This window comes from Vibrio sinus (assembly GCF_023634645.1).
In the GTDB taxonomy this organism is placed as follows: Bacteria; Pseudomonadota; Gammaproteobacteria; order Enterobacterales; family Vibrionaceae; genus Vibrio; species Vibrio sinus.
In genome coordinates, this window is the sequence record NZ_JAMKMR010000009.1 from 18215 (window position 1) to 34046 (window position 15832).

The window sequence follows — 15832 nt, forward strand, 5'->3', positions numbered from 1 at the left end:
ATTGGTATATATATCCAATTAGTATATTATCTAACGCTCTCATCTTTCTCTTGTTAGTTGCCTCTATATGTATACTCTTCGCCCGTACCAGGCTGAATCTGTCAAAGCTGTCATTCACTATTTTCGGAAACACTCGACGCCCGCAGTGATCGTATTGCCTACGGGAGCAGGCAAAAGTCTGGTCATCGCTGAGTTAGCACGATTAGCAAAAGGAAGAGTATTGGTATTGGCTCACGTCAAAGAGCTGGTTGAGCAAAACCACGCAAAATACGAAGGGTATGGACTAAAAGGGGCCATATTTTCCGCTGGACTGGGTAGAAAAGAGACCAATCAGCAAGTCGTATTCGCATCTGTGCAGTCCGTTGCTCGCAATCTAGAAGAGTTTAAAAATCAATACTCCCTACTCGTTATCGATGAATGTCACCGAGTTCCCGACAACAAAAACAGTAGCTATCAAAAAGTGATCACTCACCTAAGTGAACACAACCCGGGCATTAAAATCCTAGGCCTAACCGCAACCCCTTACCGCCTAGGTATGGGCTGGATTTACCAATATCACACTCGTGGACAAGTTCGCACTGAAGAACCCCGGTTCTTTCGCGATTGTATCTTTGAGCTTCCGATTAACTACCTATTAGATGAAGGATTTCTCACTCCGGCCAAACTCATTGATGCTCCTGTACTAAGTTATGATTTCTCGCAACTTAAACCCGCCAATACCGGAAGATTTAAGGAAGCGGAATTGGACATGGTCATCGAGCAATCAAAGCGGGCGACGCCACAGATCATCGGCCAAGTGTTACAAATGGCAAATAACAGAAAAGGCATCATGATTTTTGCTGCCACGGTCCGTCATGCTCAGGAAATTTATGCTCTCCTGCCCGAGCATCAGTCGGACATTGTTATCGGTGATACCCCCACTCCAGAGCGTGATGACATTATCCAGCGCTTTAAATCTCAAGAGCTGAAATACTTGGTTAACGTGTCTGTCCTGACAACCGGGTTCGATGCGCCCCATGTTGATCTGATTGCTATATTACGGCCCACAGAATCGGTCAGCTTATATCAACAAATCGTCGGCAGAGGGCTTAGGCTTTCGCCTGGGAAAACAGAATGCTTAGTGCTAGATTACGCAGGCAATAATTACGATTTATATCAGCCAGAAGTCGGTGAACCCAAGCCAGATCCAGACAGTGAAATAGTGACTGTCCCCTGCCCAGCATGCGGCTTCAACAACAATTTTTGGGGTAAGCTAGATTCCAATGGCTTTTTGTTAGAGCACTTTGGCCGCCGATGCCAAGGCTACTTTTTCGATGAAGAGACTAACGAGCGTGAGCATTGTGGGTATCGTTTCCGCGCGAAGTATTGCAATGAATGTGGTGCTGACAATGACATTGCCGCTCGTATATGTCATGAATGCGACGCCACTTTGGTTGACCCCGATAAAAAACTAAAAGAAGCACTCAACTTAAAAGATGCGCTCGTGTTTGAGTGTGAGGATATGCTGTTGTCTGTCTTTAAAGGTGAGAACAATAAACAAAGCTTGAAAGTCACCTACCTTGGCGCAGAACAAGTGCAAGTTCATGAATTTTGGTCTCTGACAACCAAAAAACAAAAGCAAACGTTTAAAGAAAAGTTCGTTCGTTCTCACCTTGCGGATAAACATCGACCATTTGACGATCACTCCCCCACAAAAGTTGAACGAAATCAGCACCGTTTCCGGCCTCCCCAGTTTATCATCGCACGCAAAGCAGGCCGATTCTGGAAGATTAGAGATAAAATATTTGAGGAAGAGCTCATAAGCAAATAATGAATCATCGGGAATTCATTTTCGATTAATATAACCTGGTTTATATTAGGGAAACATAAATAACAAGGTTTAATATGCCAATGAGAAACATCACCATTTTATCTGCCTCTTTGATTTTTGGCATGCATATGGTTCCTGCGTACGCAGATCCAGGCCACCAAAATGGCCACGAATTGGTTCAAGATACCTATAAACCAGGCACCAGCGTAAAATTCGACGAAGATCAGGACGAAGTGTATGACGCTGTTCAAAAAGGTCTGATTAAACCATTTTCTGAGTTATATGATGCTGTTGATACTGAATTAAACGGCCGAGTCATTAAAGTCGAGCTAGAAGAAGACGACGGTCAATGGTTCTATGAACTTAAATTAGTGCATAATCATAATGTTGTGAAGGTGAAATATAACGCAACGACATTAGCATTAATGGAAGTGAAAGGTCATAATATTCTAGAAATTATCAAAAGATAGAGCATCACTAAATGAAAATACTCGTAGTAGAAGACGAGCCACGTCTAGGCGAACAAATCATTGAAACTTTAGAGCAAAATGGGTGGGTGCCTGAACTATCTCAAGATGGCATTGACGCACTATACAGAGCCACCTCTGAAGAATGGGACACCATAGTGTTGGATTTAGGCCTGCCTAAGCTTGATGGCCTGACCGTCCTTAAAGGCATTCGTGATGAAAACATTAATACGCCCGTCATTATTCTAAGCGCCAGAGATACATTGTCTCAGCGAGTCGAAGGGCTCAACTCTGGTGCAGATGACTACCTAACTAAGCCATTTGAGATGGCCGAATTGATTGCTCGTATTCGTGCCCACCTTCGCCGAGCATCAGGTAACGCGTCTCCAGTATTACAAATTGGCGATCTAAGTTTGGATACCCGAACGTCAAAAGTCCTTTGGCAAGGACAAGCGATCAGCCTTACCGCTCTAGAATATAAAGTCGTTGCTTACTTCATGCATAATCCAGAAAAAGTTATCTCTCGAACAGAACTGGTAGAGCATATCTATAAACAAGATTTTGATCGTGATTCCAACACCATTGAAGTGTTTATTGGCCGCATCCGCAAAAAAGTAGCGCCTAAAGTCATCAAAACCGTTCGTGGACTTGGATACCAATTGAATGCGGGCTAAGCAAAGTTTCATCCAACAATTAAGCTTAAAAAATCGTTTACTCCTAGCCGCATTATTATGGTTAAGTACTATGATTTGTGCCGCTGGCTTTGGCATGCCTTTATTAGTGAAAAATTATTTAACTCAAGATCTTAAAAGCCAGCTTAGCCTCTATATGGATCAAATCGTCGCCAATATCGAAGTAAAAAATGGAAAGATCGCATTAACTACGCGCTTGTCTGACCCTAGGTTTACTCGCCCCTATAGCGGCCTGTATTGGTCTATTACCACAGGGAAACAAACACTTCGCTCACGCTCACTCTGGGATAAGCGCCTAGAAATCAAGAAAACACCACTCAAAACGATTATCAAAGGTGCTCAAGGGGAAGAACTGGTTTATTTATCCCAAGTTGTATATTTGCCCGATTTTCCTAATCCGGTAACAGTCATTATCGGTTCAACTGTTAGGCCACTAGAAAAGACCATACAGCAGCTAAAAGGTCAATTGTGGCTGATTTTAGCTGCGTTATACATTGGTGTGCTAGTACTCATTCGTCTTCAGGTAGGCTGGTCACTGAAGCCATTAAACAAAATGAAACGAGAACTTGGTTTACTAAAATCTGGTGAGCAAAGCTCTTTAGATGAAAGTTACCCTAAAGAAGTCTCTCCTCTTGTTGCTGATCTCAATGCGCTAATTTTCCACTATCAAGAGCTGCTAGAAAGAGCAAGAAATCACGCGGGTAATTTGTCTCACGCACTTAAAACACCACTGTCTGTGCTAAAAAATGAAGTGACCCAGTTAGAAGAGCCGGAAAGAGAAAAGCTAACTCAGCCCGTTAAACAAATCCAAAACCATATTGACTATCACCTTGGCCGAGCCAGAATGGCAGGTTCAATGAATATATTATCGGTAAAAGCCCCCATCAGCGAACGTATTGACGCAATTTCCCTCGCCTTTGACAAGGTGTATGCAAGTCGAAATATCGTTTTAATCAATGAGCTGGATTCCGAACTTAAGGTGTCTGTTGACCCAACTGACCTAGATGAAATGGTCGGAAATTTACTAGAGAATGGCTATAAATGGGCGAAGTCTGTAATTCGTGTTTACAGTGAAACTCTAGAATCAAATCTCGTACAAATCATCATTGAAGACGATGGCCCCGGCATAAAGGATGATAACTACCAAGACGTGGTAAAGCGTGGTGTGAGGCTAGACGAAACAACACCAGGATCAGGACTAGGTTTAAACATAGTAAGTGAAATGGCCCATAGTTATCGTGGGGCATTAGAGCTAGAGAGAGGAAAAATGGGTGGCTTAAAAGCAACACTCACACTTAAATTGGCATCCACTACCTAACCCCATGATGAGGGCTGCGGCCCTCAACTTTATCGACTCATTTTCCGCTTTCTGACTAACATGATTAACACCGCAACCATCACAGGCACGCCGATCATCAGCCAAAGTTGGTTATGCTGCGCAAACTGTTCAAGATTGTTTAGCAGTGATAGCTGGCTGACTCCTACCCCGAGCAAATAGCCCCACAATATAAATTGGCCGACGCCTAAAACTAACCCAATCGAAGAGTACATAGTAAAGCGCGTCCATCGAATATGATTAGAACCCGCGACAAAAGGGACCACCCAAGCAACCGGGCCGAGCAAACGGGCAAACGTCATGACATAGTTGCCACGTTTGTGCAGTAGGATACGGCAACGCGCTATTGGTCGCCGAGCTTTGGGCTGCCAGCGAACTATTTTTTTCTGTGCCTTAGTACCAATACTACGGCCCAAGATGAAGCTCGCCTGATCGCCAATAAAGCTACCAAGAAAGACAGCAAGCACACCATACCAACTGCCTTGATGTAATTGATAACCTGCAGCTAGCAGAAATGGCTCACCAGGCACAAATAGGTTTGGTCCTATCAGTGCGTCTAAAAACGCACCAACAAATAACCCAACACTTTCAATCATTAAATTGATCTGTTGATGGATTGTTACTGATTATAATGGCCGAACTTGTATTCCATCTCATTGTTTTTCATTTCTCCGAAAAAAAGACGGCGTACATTCGCTTTTAAATAAGTCATCCCCATTTTAAATATGCCATCTTGATCTAACCTTCTTGGGTCAAAGCCAAACGTTAAATGTAAAAAGCGAAAACGCCACGTTTTTCCTGCCCTTTTTACATAGTCACAGTCTTCACATAAGATGATTTTTTCATCAAAACCATTGATTTCATTATGTACGCGCCGAGTGGAAAAAATACAGGCACCGACTGCAGTAGGGAACACAAACTGAGTTGAAAATAGACCAAGGTTAAAAAGTGAATAACCTAATTTGTGAGTCAATGATAAGCTCTTGGCTCCCATAAACACACCCGCGACTTCTAGCTTTCGTTTTTCAAGCTGATCCATTGCTTTGGTTAAAAATTCAGGGTCCAAACGCACGTCCGCATCGAGAAATAATAGTCGCTCGTATTTTGCTAAACTTGCACCCGTGTTGCGCCCAAGGCTAACACCACGCGTATCCATTCTATGAATCATTAACTCTGGTAAACTTGGTTCGTAAGCTGCTGCCACTTCGCAAGTTGCATCGTCACTGTCTGAGTCAACCAAAATTACTTCGAAATCCCTGAAGTTTTGCTTACTCAAATCATCCATGAGTCGACCAATACATTTTTCTTCATTTAGAGTAATTACAACTACGCTTAATTTACTCATCGCCTACTCCTTACTTCTAATTAGCTTACTTGGGTATACGACCAAACTACGCTAACCTCACTTAACCAATAGTGATGATGCGGTTCACTTTCCGTTCATACAGTAATGCAGACTTATGACAGTTATTTTAACGTTAGGTATTACCCTCAAAGCCAGCTAGTTACGGCAGTTTGCAGACGCTTTGCTAATGTATTGAAACTTATGTTACTAGTATGGAAATCAGAATGGATTATAGTTGCTCTGAGCTCTAGAGAATGATAGTATCCGCGCTCACTTTGATGGTTTCTTTTATAGAAACGGTCAAAGCCCACGCATTGAGCAAGGTCGCATTGCCCAATGTGCGAGTTAACTTTTTACTAATTTGAGAGTAAAACTATGAAATTTGAAGCAGTAGTACGTACTGAACTAGGTAAAGGTGCGAGCCGCCGCCTACGTCACGCTGGCCAATTCCCAGCAGTTGTTTACGGTGGTGAAGCTGCCCCTGTATCCATCGCTCTAAACCATGACGATGTAATCAACCAAATGGATAAGCCTGAGTTCTACGAAGCAATCACTCTAGTGATCGGCGGCGAAGAAGTTAAGGTTAAGCCACAAGACGTTCAACGTCACGCTTACAAGCCAAAAGTTGAGCACATGGACTTCATCCGTATCTAATTCTCTACCAAAGAATTTACCGGATTAAATCCAGCCTTTTGCATAAATGATTTTCGGCTTTACCAACCGAAATATCAAAAAATTAGAAACCCTCGATGCTACCAACATCGAGGGTTTCGTCATTTTGAGCCGCTACTAATTCCTACCTATCTAACTGCAACCCTTGCCTTAAAGTAGCCCAACTATATAAATACGGAAATAAATATATATACTCTCTATTAGTAAAGAATATTGTTATCATATTTTGAACCGAATTAATATCAACTCATATATATATTGAGCCTCGCCAAGTAGCTAGCATAATCAGAATTTATAAAAGCGGACATTGTATATATTGCAAATTATAAAAAATAATAATATTGCACTATTCACAATGTAAGTAAACTTGTTTGAAACAATATAGGTACTTAATACAATGGTAGGTAACAAAAGAATAAATTCGAACTTTAGGAGAGTAGTCGTTGCTTTACTTTTCTTAGTAACAATTATTAATTATATTGACCGCGCTTCTATTTCATTTGCATTTAACGAGCTTCATACATCAAAATCTGAGATCGGTCTAATCTTAGGGGGATTTGGTATAGGCTATCTCATTACCACCTTTGTTGGTGGAATACTCGTTGACCGATTTGGGCCAAAAACCGTGTTGGTGGTTTCTGCTATTTTTTGGGCTATTGCCATGTTCACAACTGCCCTTACCTCTAGTTTTGCTATGCTGTTTGCTTCTCGTATCTTGCTTGGGCTAGCGGAAGGTCCAAACTTTCCAACGATGGCGAAAACGATGTCCAACTGGTTGCCTCATGCCGAACGTGGACGATCTCTTTCCTATGGCCTGCTCGCAGTGCCGATTTCTCTTGCCATAGGCTCACCACTTATCGCCGAGCTGACTGTCCACTACACATGGCGTGGCATGTTTTTTATTTTGGGTGCCGTTGTGCTTGTCTGGGTTCCATTCTGGCTAAAACTATTTAAAAATACTCCAGAAGAGTCTAAACATGTAAGCCAAAATGAGCTGTCAGTTATTAATAAAGACATATCCGAAAATCAAAAAGATCTCGATGGCTCAGAAGTATCTTGGCGTTATATGTTAACTAACCCAACACTGCTCTCTAATTACTGGGCATTTTTCGTATTCGGCTATTTTCTGTTCTTTTTTATGGGGTGGCTACCTAACTATTTACACACAACCTATCATTTAAATATTAAGCAAGAAGGCTTCTTTTCTATCGCTCCTTGGGCGTTTGGCGCAATATTCATGTGGGGTGTTGGGTATTTTTCAGACTTCCTAATGATTAAAACTAAAAGATTAAGACTCGCGCGATCCTACCCTATTATTATTTCACAGCTGCTCGCTTCTCTGTGTATTATTCCACTAGTTCTAATTCATCACCCTAGTCTTATGATGGCAGCTATCTTGATATCCCTTGCCGTTGGCTTCAGTATGAGTGCCAATGCCAACTACACAGCCATCAATATTGATGTCGCTAAAAAACGAGCAGGAACAGCAACTGGGATTATGGAAGCCTGCTTTGCCGTTTCAGGCATCGTCGCTCCCATTATCACAGGCTACTTAGTCCAATTTACTGGTACATTTAAATCTGGGTTGTTCCTACTGGTTGCATTTGGTTTATCTTCGGTGATTTTGTCACTTTTATTCCATCGACCAGATAACTCTATCAAACAATCCTATCAATCTAACCTCAACCAAATATAACCTTGCTTTAGGCATCTTATCCTATTGATAGTAAAGAATTTCACTTGATTGTGGAATTCTTTTTATATTAAAGTTCGGAGGACATAAGTGTGATTAACTAAATTGGCCAACTCATGATCTTACCCAAGCCACTACTGCCAGGTGATTGCATAGGTTTCTTCTCTCCATCATCGCCTGCAACCGTATTTGCCCCAAGCCGCTTTGAACGTGCAAAACGTTATTTGCAAGCAAAAGGCTTCAACCTAAAAGCTGGACTATTAACGGGAAAAAGTGACGGTTATCGTTCAGGGTCAATATGTGAACGTGCTGAGGAGCTTAATGCGCTGATCCGAGACCCAAGTGTTCGCTGTATTATGTCTACGATTGGTGGATACAATAGCAATGCAATACTTCCCTACATCGATTACGAAGCACTCAAAAATGACCCTAAAATTATTGTTGGGTATTCGGATGTTACTGCACTGCTTCTGGGCATTTACGCTCAAACCGGAATCATCACTTTCTATGGCCCGGCGTTAGTTGCCTCTTTTGGCGAATTTCCACCACTGGTAGACGAAACGTTCGAATCATTTTTTCAGCTGCTTTGCCAGCGCCCGAGCCTACCCTACCGGTATGATATGCCACAACAATGGACAGATGTGAGAATTGACTGGGCAACACAAAATGCAGCGAAACCCGTACAGGAAAACCAGTGGCAATTTTTAGGCTCTGGTAGTGTAACGGGGCGGATAATTGGCGGGAACCTCAACACCATGCCAGGCATTTGGGCAAGCCCCTATATGCCCGAAATTCTACCAGGTGATATCTTGCTTATTGAAGACTCGCTGAAAGGTATTGAAGAAGTGGAGCGATCTTTTTGTCATCTCAAAGCGTGTGGTATTTTCGATAAAGTGTCGGCCATTATTTTGGGCAAGCACGAATTGTTTGATGATAAAAATACCGGCAGAACACCACTTGATGTATTACTGGAAGTGCTTCAAGGGCAAGAACTACCTATATTATATGGCTTTGACAGTTGTCATACTCACCCGATGCTAGTAACCCCTATCGGTGTACAGGCTAGTATTCACTTCGATCATAAAACAATTCAACTCGAAAGCCCTTGTTGCCTTTAACGTGCTAGTGAGGAAACCAATAGGCAGGCTGGTGCTAAACCACCTGCTCTAACTCTGTTTTCATTAACAGCTCTTGGACGATACGCTTTAACAAGAACGTTTCTCGCTCTATAGACATGCCTTTTTTATCACTGGTGGCCATCGTCTTCTCATTGTGCTCGATAGCATCATAGATATTGATCCACTTAGGCACCATTCCATTGTTGATCTCGTAATCTTCCAACTTAGTTTCGCCGAGTTCAGCGTCTATCTCACACACAAAACAGTAGGATTCCATGTGTACGATATCAAAGTCCGGTTTGTGCCACGGACGAAATTCTTCATAAAGGCCAAATGCTTGGATATTACGAACGTTTTTCGCTCCTGTCTCTTCTTGCAACTCTCGTATGAGTCCCGCAGCAATGTTCTCACCTTCGTCTACGCCTCCGCCCGGCAAGGTATAATCATCATACCGAGCTGTATAGAGCATCAAGATGCTATCACCGTTTAAGATAATTCCCCGTGCTGCCTTGCGATGAAAAACACGGCCATTTAAATCTTTAAGGTCTGGATGTGTTGAGGAATGCAATAAACGCATTGATGAAGTTAACGACATGAAGTTTCACCTAAGATGATCGAGGCAACAAAGTTGGCTATTCTAACGTAATCGCTGATTATTACTACTCTGAAGTCTTGTCTGACACTGAACCGCTTGGTTTCATCAACCTAGCGCCTGGTTCGGTCACCCCTTTGGTGTCATCAGGATTATAAAGCTTACAATTTTCCAAAGATAAGCAACCGCAATTAATGCAGCTACCAAGTTGAGTTTGTAAGGCTTGCAATGTCTCTATTTTGCTTTCTATTTTTTCATGCCAGCTTTGCGCTAGCTCTTCCCAATCTTTGCGACTCGGCGCTTTATGTTTGGGCAGGTAACCAAGTGCATCGGAAATTTCCTTAAGTGTCATTCCTACATTTTGCGCCGCTTTAATGACAGCAATGCGCCTCAATACTGGCTTTTGAAATCGTCTTTGATTGCCAGCATTTCTCGTACTATGAATCAGCCCCTTGTCTTCATAGAAGTGTAACGTTGCCACACTGACCCCCGCCCTTTTTGCCACTTCGCCAACACTCATGTCCATATGTCTCTCCCGCAAACTTAAAAACAACGCTTGACCTCAAGTTAACATGAGGAATTAGCCTTGGCTATCATTTGATCTCTTTAAGGAAAGGAAGGCTATGCGAAAATTCTCTGTGGCTCTCAATAAATCAACACCTTATCTATTTGGCCGCTTTTTTGATGGTATCAGCTCTGGCCTTTTCATGATGGCGCTACCTTGGCTATTGTTAGCACAAGGAGGAATGGGAACCTTTGTCGCACTGCTTTCACTCGCTTGTACGCTGACATCATTTTTGCTTACTCCTTGGTACTCCGCCTTTATCGACAGGCACTCTCGAAAAGCCATATTAGTTAACATTCAAGTTTTACAAGCGGCCACAGCGGGAGTTCTTGCACTTTTCTACCTATATGGCATGCATTCCGACGCGATACTTGCGATCACTTATGTGGTGTATTGGGTATCTAGCAACATGGCTTGGAGCACGAACAACGCGTTTACCCAAGAGAACTACAACCAAAGTGAATACGCTAAAATCTCTAGCTACCAAGAAGTGGTGCTGCAGGTCACAACCTTGGGTTCAGGCGCGTTAGGTGTCATTTTATTGGAATCTTGGGGCGTTTTTCAGTTTTCACTGCTCGCCTTTATTTGCGCATCAATCGGCACCATAAGTTACATCCTCACTCCTTATACGCAAAAGCTACGACCAGAAAAACAAAAACAGCCGCTTACAAAGCAACTAAGCGAAAGCAAACAGCTCATTGTTTCTAATCCAGAGGTATACCTTTTTATATTGTTGTCATGCTTGGCTTACCCAGTGCTCACTTACTTAAGCAAATTGGTTCCAATTTGGTTTTCACAGCTAGCTGTCTCTGGAAGCTGGTTCGCCTCGTATAATATCGCTTTCGGGTTAGGATCTTTGGTTACAGGTTTGATTGTCGTAAAACTACTGAACCGGTTTTCACATACTCAGCTAATGCAAAATTCAATGATGATTCTCGCCGCTTTGCTGTTTGCAATGGGGATCTTCTCCCAACCTCAGATGATTGTCGCGCTGATTTTTGTTTTCGGGATATTTAATGCTCTAAACAGAATTTCTAGAACCAATTGGATGCACCACATTGTCCCCCTTGAGCAACGCGGTAGAATTGATGGCATCATTGCCATGTTCTCATCGATGATGCAAAGCCTGAGCTATGTATTGATTGCTTTTTTGTCTCATCAAGACCATATACATTCAGGGTTTATGATCGTTTCAATTGTTATGGTAATAGCCTCAACTTCCATGATGCTTTTAAGTAAGAAGATGTCTTTCAGTGGGCCGATAGCTGTCCAATAATGGGCCAGTGACGGTTTGATACACCAACAGAAATGGCAAAGCAATATATTCACTGCTTTGCCAATGCTGGGGCTCAAGCAAGCTTAAAGCGAGAAATCATCTGAACAAGCCTTTCTGATGATTGCTTCAAATCTTCACTCGCATGCGCCATTTGAGAAGATTCGGATGAAACGCTGGCTGACATTTCTCGCAAGCTTTCAACATTGTGGTTAACGTCTTTAACGGTCAGCGTCTGATTTTCAGATGTCTGCGCAATGTAGCGATTCATTTGCTCAATTTTCTTCACCTCAGCGTCAATTCTATTTAGTGCTTCACCAGCCTCATTTGACAACGCTGACGCATCAACGGCTTTTTTGGCACCACTATTCATCGTATTGGCAACATGTTCTGCGTCTTGCTGCAATTTTTCTATGATGTTTTGTATTTCAATGGTTGAGTCTTGTGAACGCACCGAAAGCGTTCTTACTTCATCTGCAACAACAGCAAATCCACGTCCATGCTCACCCGCTCGAGCTGATTCAATGGCGGCGTTCAGCGCCAGTAGGTTGGTTTGCTCCGCTACCCCTCGAATCACTTCAAGTACGGTATCGACGTTCTTGGCATCTTCAGAGAGCTTGGTCACTACGTCTCTTGCACTGCGAATTTCCTCAGATAACCTCTCAGCCTCAGACACATTTTTTTGAATAATACTTTGACTACCATGGGCCTCCGCCATTGCCAAGCTGCTCGCTTCATTAGCTTCAACAGTTCGTGCAGTCACATCTTCCACCGTAGCCAGCATTCCGTTCATTGAGGTTGCAAGTTCATCTACATCGGCTTTCTGCCGTCCTAAACTAGAGTCGATATTCTTAATTGAATCAGAAACTTGAATAGACGAAGTGGAGACATGATCACCAACATCTTTAATCGTTTTCATGATGTTTTGAATCGATTCAACGAATTGGTTAAAACTTCGGGATAGCTCGGACAATTCAGGCCCGCCATCTTCAGGCAGCCTCTGAGTGAGATCACCTTCTCCTTTGGACAGGTTTCTCATCGCCTTAACGGTTTTTCTCAATGGAGAAGTAATTGACTTCATAAAGAATGCCAAAGCTACAGCAAAGACAATACAGATGATGGCGGCTTGCTGGTAGGAGCTTGCTTTAGCGCCTTGCACTTCAGCAGCTAAGGCAACCATATTCATCCCACTACCAATCACCCAGCCCCAGCCGTCGAATTGAGCGACATAACTTCTCTTAGGCTGGATAGTATCACTGTTTGGCTGCTTCCACGTGTAGTCAACAAAACCACCACCGCTTTTTGCCGTCTTAAAAAGATCCACCACAAACAGCTTACCTTGAGAGTCTTTCAGCCCCATCACATTCTTGCCCAGAAGAGATTTGATCGGAATCGCGATTTCAATACCATCTTTATCTATGACGAAAATATAATTACCACCGTCAAACCTCATTGCTGAAATTGCCTTAAGCGCTTCACTTTTGGCTTCTTCAACAGAAAGCTTGCCCTCCACGCTCAATTGATAGTAATGCTGAGCAATACCACGTGCGCTTTCCACCAAGTTAGTCACGCCACGTTCGTAGTTTTTTCGCATTAACTGCTGAGTCTTCTGCGCATCAAACATCACGCTAGTAAATAAGGCAACGGCAAACAGCAAAAGTATTATCCAGATTCTTGCCGCAATGGATATTTGATTCAACTTACCTTTCATCATGTCGATTTCCCTAGCCTAAGTATTGATATGTTCCCAAGTTATTTGGATACATTCATTCCAATTCTTGTAACCATAAAAGTAGCAGTTAAACACCAGTCTTCCAGTCGAAAACCCACGAAATCATACATTTGTTTATCCTATCTTTATTATTGATATTTATAACAATTTAATAGTTTGATTCGCTATGCGTATAGTTTAAAAATCTCTTGACTCATGGGACCAGAATCAGAAGACTAAATTACGTTTCCATTTCTAGGTTTTATCCTCATGACAAAACAATTCAGCCCCGCATGTGACAGAAATCAAACACCGATTTTTGAGCAACTTTCCAAACACTTTAAAACGGCACAACAGGTGTTAGAAGTTGGCTCTGGCACAGGACAGCACGCCGTCTATTTTGCAAAAAGGTTGCCTCATCTCATATGGCATACCACCGATATGCCAGACAACCACGACAGCATTAACCAATGGATAGACGACGCTGGTCTAGATAATGTTACGCGTCCTATTAACTTTACCGTTGGTAGAGATGACTGGCCGAACATCAACGCTGACTGCGTATTTAGCGCCAACACAGCCCATATCATGCAACCACATGAAGCGAAAAAAATGATGGAGTTAGTGTCATTGAACCTCATAGAAGGAGGGACATTTTGCCAATATGGCCCAATGAAAGTTGATGGTGAATATACCAGTGAAAGCAACCATGAATTTGACTTGTCGCTGCAGCAAAGAGGCTATGGCGGTATTCGTGATATCGAAGAGCTTACTTTATGGGGCAAAGGGCTAGAACTGGTTGAGCAAATTGCTATGCCAGCGAATAATTTTTTACTGGTTTGGAAGAAATCAAAGGCTTAACTTTCCAGGTATTTGGACCAAGTTGCTTCAATATTCAAAACAACATTGAAGTAACTCGGGCATATATAACGTATTAAATTGTCCACTCTTATATACCCTATTCCAGCGAATAGTCCAAAACACCAAACCATCCAGTTATTTAAACAACCCGCGTCTCCAACCTTAAGTAAAAACACCCATTCTTAATAAATCTATTAATACATAATATATGTATTTGAAAGGTATTCGAGTTGATAGCAGATTTATCAACTTTAATATAGTACTTAATAAGGTACTAACTATAGGGATATTAATAGTTTATTTAAATCTTACCAACTTTAAAAATTAATACACCGAGATTAATATGAAGCGTTTTTTACTAAGTGTTATGCCATTATTGGCCGTAACCAATTGCTACGCATCAGAACCTACAGGGTGGTATATTTCTGAGCATTTAGGATACTCCTTACCAACAAAATTGTATGCTGAAGACGCGGACGTCGACAACAAACCAGAAAATATGAATATCGAGCTGAACGGCGCACCGACTATAGGCGTGGTATTGGGCTACGATTATGGAAGTTGGCGTTTGGGCACCAGCTTTAATTATTCGTATTTTAAGTTAAAAAAAGCGGAAATCCATAATAGCCATGGACTCGCAGCAAAAGTCGAGTCAGGTAACGTTCACTATGTTGATTGGATGTTCAACGGTTATTACGACATCGAAACCGCCTCTAAACTAACACCGTACATTGGGTTAGGAGCTGGGCCTGCATTATTATACGCCGATGGAGAGATGAAGGACGCTAACCCCAGTGATAACGAAGACTTCAGTGATGGCGGTGGTGGGTATGTCGGCCTAGCGTGGCAAGGCGTACTCGGAGCCAATTATCGACTAACCGATGATTTAAGCGTTGGGGCTCAATATCGATACCTCGGCATCGTTGATGATCATGCTCGACTAAAAACCAATACATTGACGTTCTCTGTGACGGAACATTTCTAAAAGCATTCCCCTGCAGAGCCAATGTTAATTCGAAATGCTATAAATTGTATTTTCAAGTAACAGCGGAGCGTACTTGTCCCGGACGAAAGCCTTCCGGGACAAGTTTATACCCTAATCATTGTTTAAAGGCACAACGAGAGTGTCGACAGGAGTGTGATGAATCAATTTCTTTGCACTCGATAAAAACTTACTAACAAAATCTTGGTGATGGCCACACACAAGGAGGTCAATATTGAACTCCTGAATCGTGTGACACAGCTCAGTTGTCAGACTTCCGCTTCCTACGAAAGTGTGCTTAATTGGAAAGTTCGCCTTTTCTGCAAGCAAGGCGATTGAGCGCTCGGAAATCTTGGTGGTTTGAGCATTGATATCCACTAAGCCTATGTACCTCTCATGGTATATTTCATCAATATGGATTAGCGATAGCTCAGCCCCCAAAGGCTTGGCAAGCGCAGTCGCCTTATTTACTAGCTCACTACTTTCTTCTGATAAATCGACAGCAACTAGTATATGTTGATAACTCATATCTGACGTCCTCTCATCGTGTTATTAGAGGCTCACCATACATCATTTTTTGGCAGTAAAACTCTGATCTTAAGCAATATTTTTATACTACACTCTGCTCTCCATTTGTACGCTTAGTTACACCCCAATTTCGCCTGCCTTTTTGATAATCCACTTACTCCCCTTTTTACATTCATATCGTCTTCCA

Annotated in this window: 16 protein-coding genes; 10 read left to right on the forward strand and 6 right to left on the reverse strand. The window is 42.4% G+C overall.

Annotated elements, in window-relative coordinates:
• Positions 1-67: 67 nt before the first annotated feature.
• The 4 genes from radD to M9194_RS10915 all read left to right on the forward strand — a co-directional run bounded on the left by radD (position 68) and on the right by M9194_RS10915 (position 4287).
• Positions 68-1810, forward strand: coding sequence for a DNA repair helicase RadD (gene radD, locus M9194_RS10900; protein ID WP_250612671.1), 1743 nt, complete (start codon positions 68-70; stop codon positions 1808-1810).
• An 80-nt stretch (positions 1811-1890) separates the two neighbouring features.
• On the forward strand, positions 1891-2280 hold the full coding sequence (locus tag M9194_RS10905; protein ID WP_431769403.1) for a PepSY domain-containing protein: 390 nt from the start codon (positions 1891-1893) through the stop codon (positions 2278-2280).
• Positions 2281-2291: 11 nt separating this feature from the next.
• A complete protein-coding gene (locus M9194_RS10910) occupies positions 2292-2951 on the forward strand; it encodes a response regulator transcription factor (RefSeq protein WP_250612672.1) in 660 nt (219 codons plus the stop codon).
• The gene (locus M9194_RS10915; protein ID WP_250612673.1) at positions 2941-4287 is read left to right on the forward strand and encodes an ATP-binding protein; all 1347 of its coding nucleotides are present in this window, start codon (positions 2941-2943) and stop codon (positions 4285-4287) included. Before M9194_RS10910 ends, M9194_RS10915 begins: the two co-directional genes overlap by 11 nt.
• Positions 4288-4316: 29 nt before the next feature.
• Here M9194_RS10915 and M9194_RS10920 read toward each other — a convergent pair whose 3' ends face one another.
• Together M9194_RS10920 and M9194_RS10925 are read right to left on the reverse strand one after the other, a co-directional pair.
• The gene (locus M9194_RS10920) at positions 4317-4901 is read right to left on the reverse strand and encodes a DedA family protein (RefSeq protein WP_431769404.1); all 585 of its coding nucleotides are present in this window, start codon (positions 4899-4901) and stop codon (positions 4317-4319) included.
• Between the two features lie 23 nt (positions 4902-4924).
• The gene (locus M9194_RS10925; protein WP_250612674.1) at positions 4925-5650 is read right to left on the reverse strand and encodes a glycosyltransferase family 2 protein; all 726 of its coding nucleotides are present in this window, start codon (positions 5648-5650) and stop codon (positions 4925-4927) included.
• Between the two features lie 375 nt (positions 5651-6025).
• Here M9194_RS10925 and rplY point away from each other — a divergent pair, with 375 nt between their 5' ends.
• From rplY to M9194_RS10940, 3 genes are all read left to right on the forward strand, one after another.
• Complete coding sequence (gene rplY / locus M9194_RS10930) at positions 6026-6304, forward strand: 50S ribosomal protein L25 (protein WP_250612675.1); 279 nt, start codon at positions 6026-6028, stop codon at positions 6302-6304.
• A gap of 415 nt (positions 6305-6719) precedes the next feature.
• Positions 6720-8018 carry an MFS transporter gene (locus tag M9194_RS10935; protein WP_250612676.1) on the forward strand — a complete coding sequence of 433 codons (1299 nt, stop codon included), beginning with the start codon at positions 6720-6722 and terminating at the stop codon, positions 8016-8018.
• A gap of 113 nt (positions 8019-8131) precedes the next feature.
• On the forward strand, positions 8132-9133 hold the full coding sequence (locus M9194_RS10940) for a S66 family peptidase (protein WP_250612677.1): 1002 nt from the start codon (positions 8132-8134) through the stop codon (positions 9131-9133).
• Between the two features lie 34 nt (positions 9134-9167).
• Here the strand turns inward: M9194_RS10940 and M9194_RS10945 are convergent, their stop codons facing one another.
• Positions 9168-9710 (reverse strand): NUDIX hydrolase, encoded by a 543-nt coding sequence (locus M9194_RS10945; RefSeq protein WP_250612820.1) that lies wholly within the window; start codon positions 9708-9710, stop codon positions 9168-9170.
• Positions 9711-9792: 82 nt separating this feature from the next.
• Complete coding sequence (soxR, locus tag M9194_RS10950; RefSeq protein WP_250612678.1) at positions 9793-10251, reverse strand: redox-sensitive transcriptional activator SoxR; 459 nt, start codon at positions 10249-10251, stop codon at positions 9793-9795.
• A 97-nt stretch (positions 10252-10348) separates the two neighbouring features.
• Here soxR and M9194_RS10955 point away from each other — a divergent pair, with 97 nt between their 5' ends.
• The gene (locus tag M9194_RS10955) at positions 10349-11566 is read left to right on the forward strand and encodes an MFS transporter (RefSeq protein WP_250612679.1); all 1218 of its coding nucleotides are present in this window, start codon (positions 10349-10351) and stop codon (positions 11564-11566) included.
• Between the two features lie 73 nt (positions 11567-11639).
• On the opposite strand, the gene M9194_RS10960 is transcribed toward M9194_RS10955, so the two are convergent.
• Entirely contained in the window at positions 11640-13277 is a 1638-nt protein-coding gene (locus tag M9194_RS10960; protein WP_250612680.1) for a methyl-accepting chemotaxis protein, read from the reverse strand.
• A gap of 267 nt (positions 13278-13544) precedes the next feature.
• On the opposite strand from M9194_RS10960, the gene M9194_RS10965 reads away from it, so the two are divergent.
• Together M9194_RS10965 and M9194_RS10970 are read left to right on the forward strand one after the other, a co-directional pair.
• Entirely contained in the window at positions 13545-14135 is a 591-nt protein-coding gene (locus M9194_RS10965; protein WP_250612681.1) for a DUF938 domain-containing protein, read from the forward strand.
• 343 nt (positions 14136-14478) lie between these two features.
• Entirely contained in the window at positions 14479-15120 is a 642-nt protein-coding gene (locus M9194_RS10970; protein ID WP_250612682.1) for an outer membrane protein, read from the forward strand.
• 111 nt (positions 15121-15231) lie between these two features.
• Here the strand turns inward: M9194_RS10970 and M9194_RS10975 are convergent, their stop codons facing one another.
• On the reverse strand, positions 15232-15645 hold the full coding sequence (locus M9194_RS10975; protein ID WP_250612683.1) for a universal stress protein: 414 nt from the start codon (positions 15643-15645) through the stop codon (positions 15232-15234).
• Positions 15646-15832 lie beyond the last annotated feature (187 nt).

Bases quoted from the DNA above. Each gene is read 5' to 3' on its own strand.
- radD (WP_250612671.1), top strand. From the start codon at position 68: ATGTATACTCTTCGCCCGTACCAGGCTGAATCTGTCAAAGCTGTCATT.
- M9194_RS10905 (WP_431769403.1), top strand. From the start codon at position 1,891: ATGAGAAACATCACCATTTTATCTGCCTCTTTGATTTTTGGCATGCAT.
- M9194_RS10910 (WP_250612672.1), top strand. From the start codon at position 2,292: ATGAAAATACTCGTAGTAGAAGACGAGCCACGTCTAGGCGAACAAATC.
- M9194_RS10915 (WP_250612673.1), top strand. From the start codon at position 2,941: ATGCGGGCTAAGCAAAGTTTCATCCAACAATTAAGCTTAAAAAATCGT.
- M9194_RS10920 (WP_431769404.1), bottom strand. From the start codon at position 4,901: ATGATTGAAAGTGTTGGGTTATTTGTTGGTGCGTTTTTAGACGCACTG.
- M9194_RS10925 (WP_250612674.1), bottom strand. From the start codon at position 5,650: ATGAGTAAATTAAGCGTAGTTGTAATTACTCTAAATGAAGAAAAATGT.
- rplY (WP_250612675.1), top strand. From the start codon at position 6,026: ATGAAATTTGAAGCAGTAGTACGTACTGAACTAGGTAAAGGTGCGAGC.
- M9194_RS10935 (WP_250612676.1), top strand. From the start codon at position 6,720: ATGGTAGGTAACAAAAGAATAAATTCGAACTTTAGGAGAGTAGTCGTT.
- M9194_RS10940 (WP_250612677.1), top strand. From the start codon at position 8,132: ATGATCTTACCCAAGCCACTACTGCCAGGTGATTGCATAGGTTTCTTC.
- M9194_RS10945 (WP_250612820.1), bottom strand. From the start codon at position 9,710: ATGCGTTTATTGCATTCCTCAACACATCCAGACCTTAAAGATTTAAAT.
- soxR (WP_250612678.1), bottom strand. From the start codon at position 10,251: ATGGACATGAGTGTTGGCGAAGTGGCAAAAAGGGCGGGGGTCAGTGTG.
- M9194_RS10955 (WP_250612679.1), top strand. From the start codon at position 10,349: ATGCGAAAATTCTCTGTGGCTCTCAATAAATCAACACCTTATCTATTT.
- M9194_RS10960 (WP_250612680.1), bottom strand. From the start codon at position 13,277: ATGATGAAAGGTAAGTTGAATCAAATATCCATTGCGGCAAGAATCTGG.
- M9194_RS10965 (WP_250612681.1), top strand. From the start codon at position 13,545: ATGACAAAACAATTCAGCCCCGCATGTGACAGAAATCAAACACCGATT.
- M9194_RS10970 (WP_250612682.1), top strand. From the start codon at position 14,479: ATGAAGCGTTTTTTACTAAGTGTTATGCCATTATTGGCCGTAACCAAT.
- M9194_RS10975 (WP_250612683.1), bottom strand. From the start codon at position 15,645: ATGAGTTATCAACATATACTAGTTGCTGTCGATTTATCAGAAGAAAGT.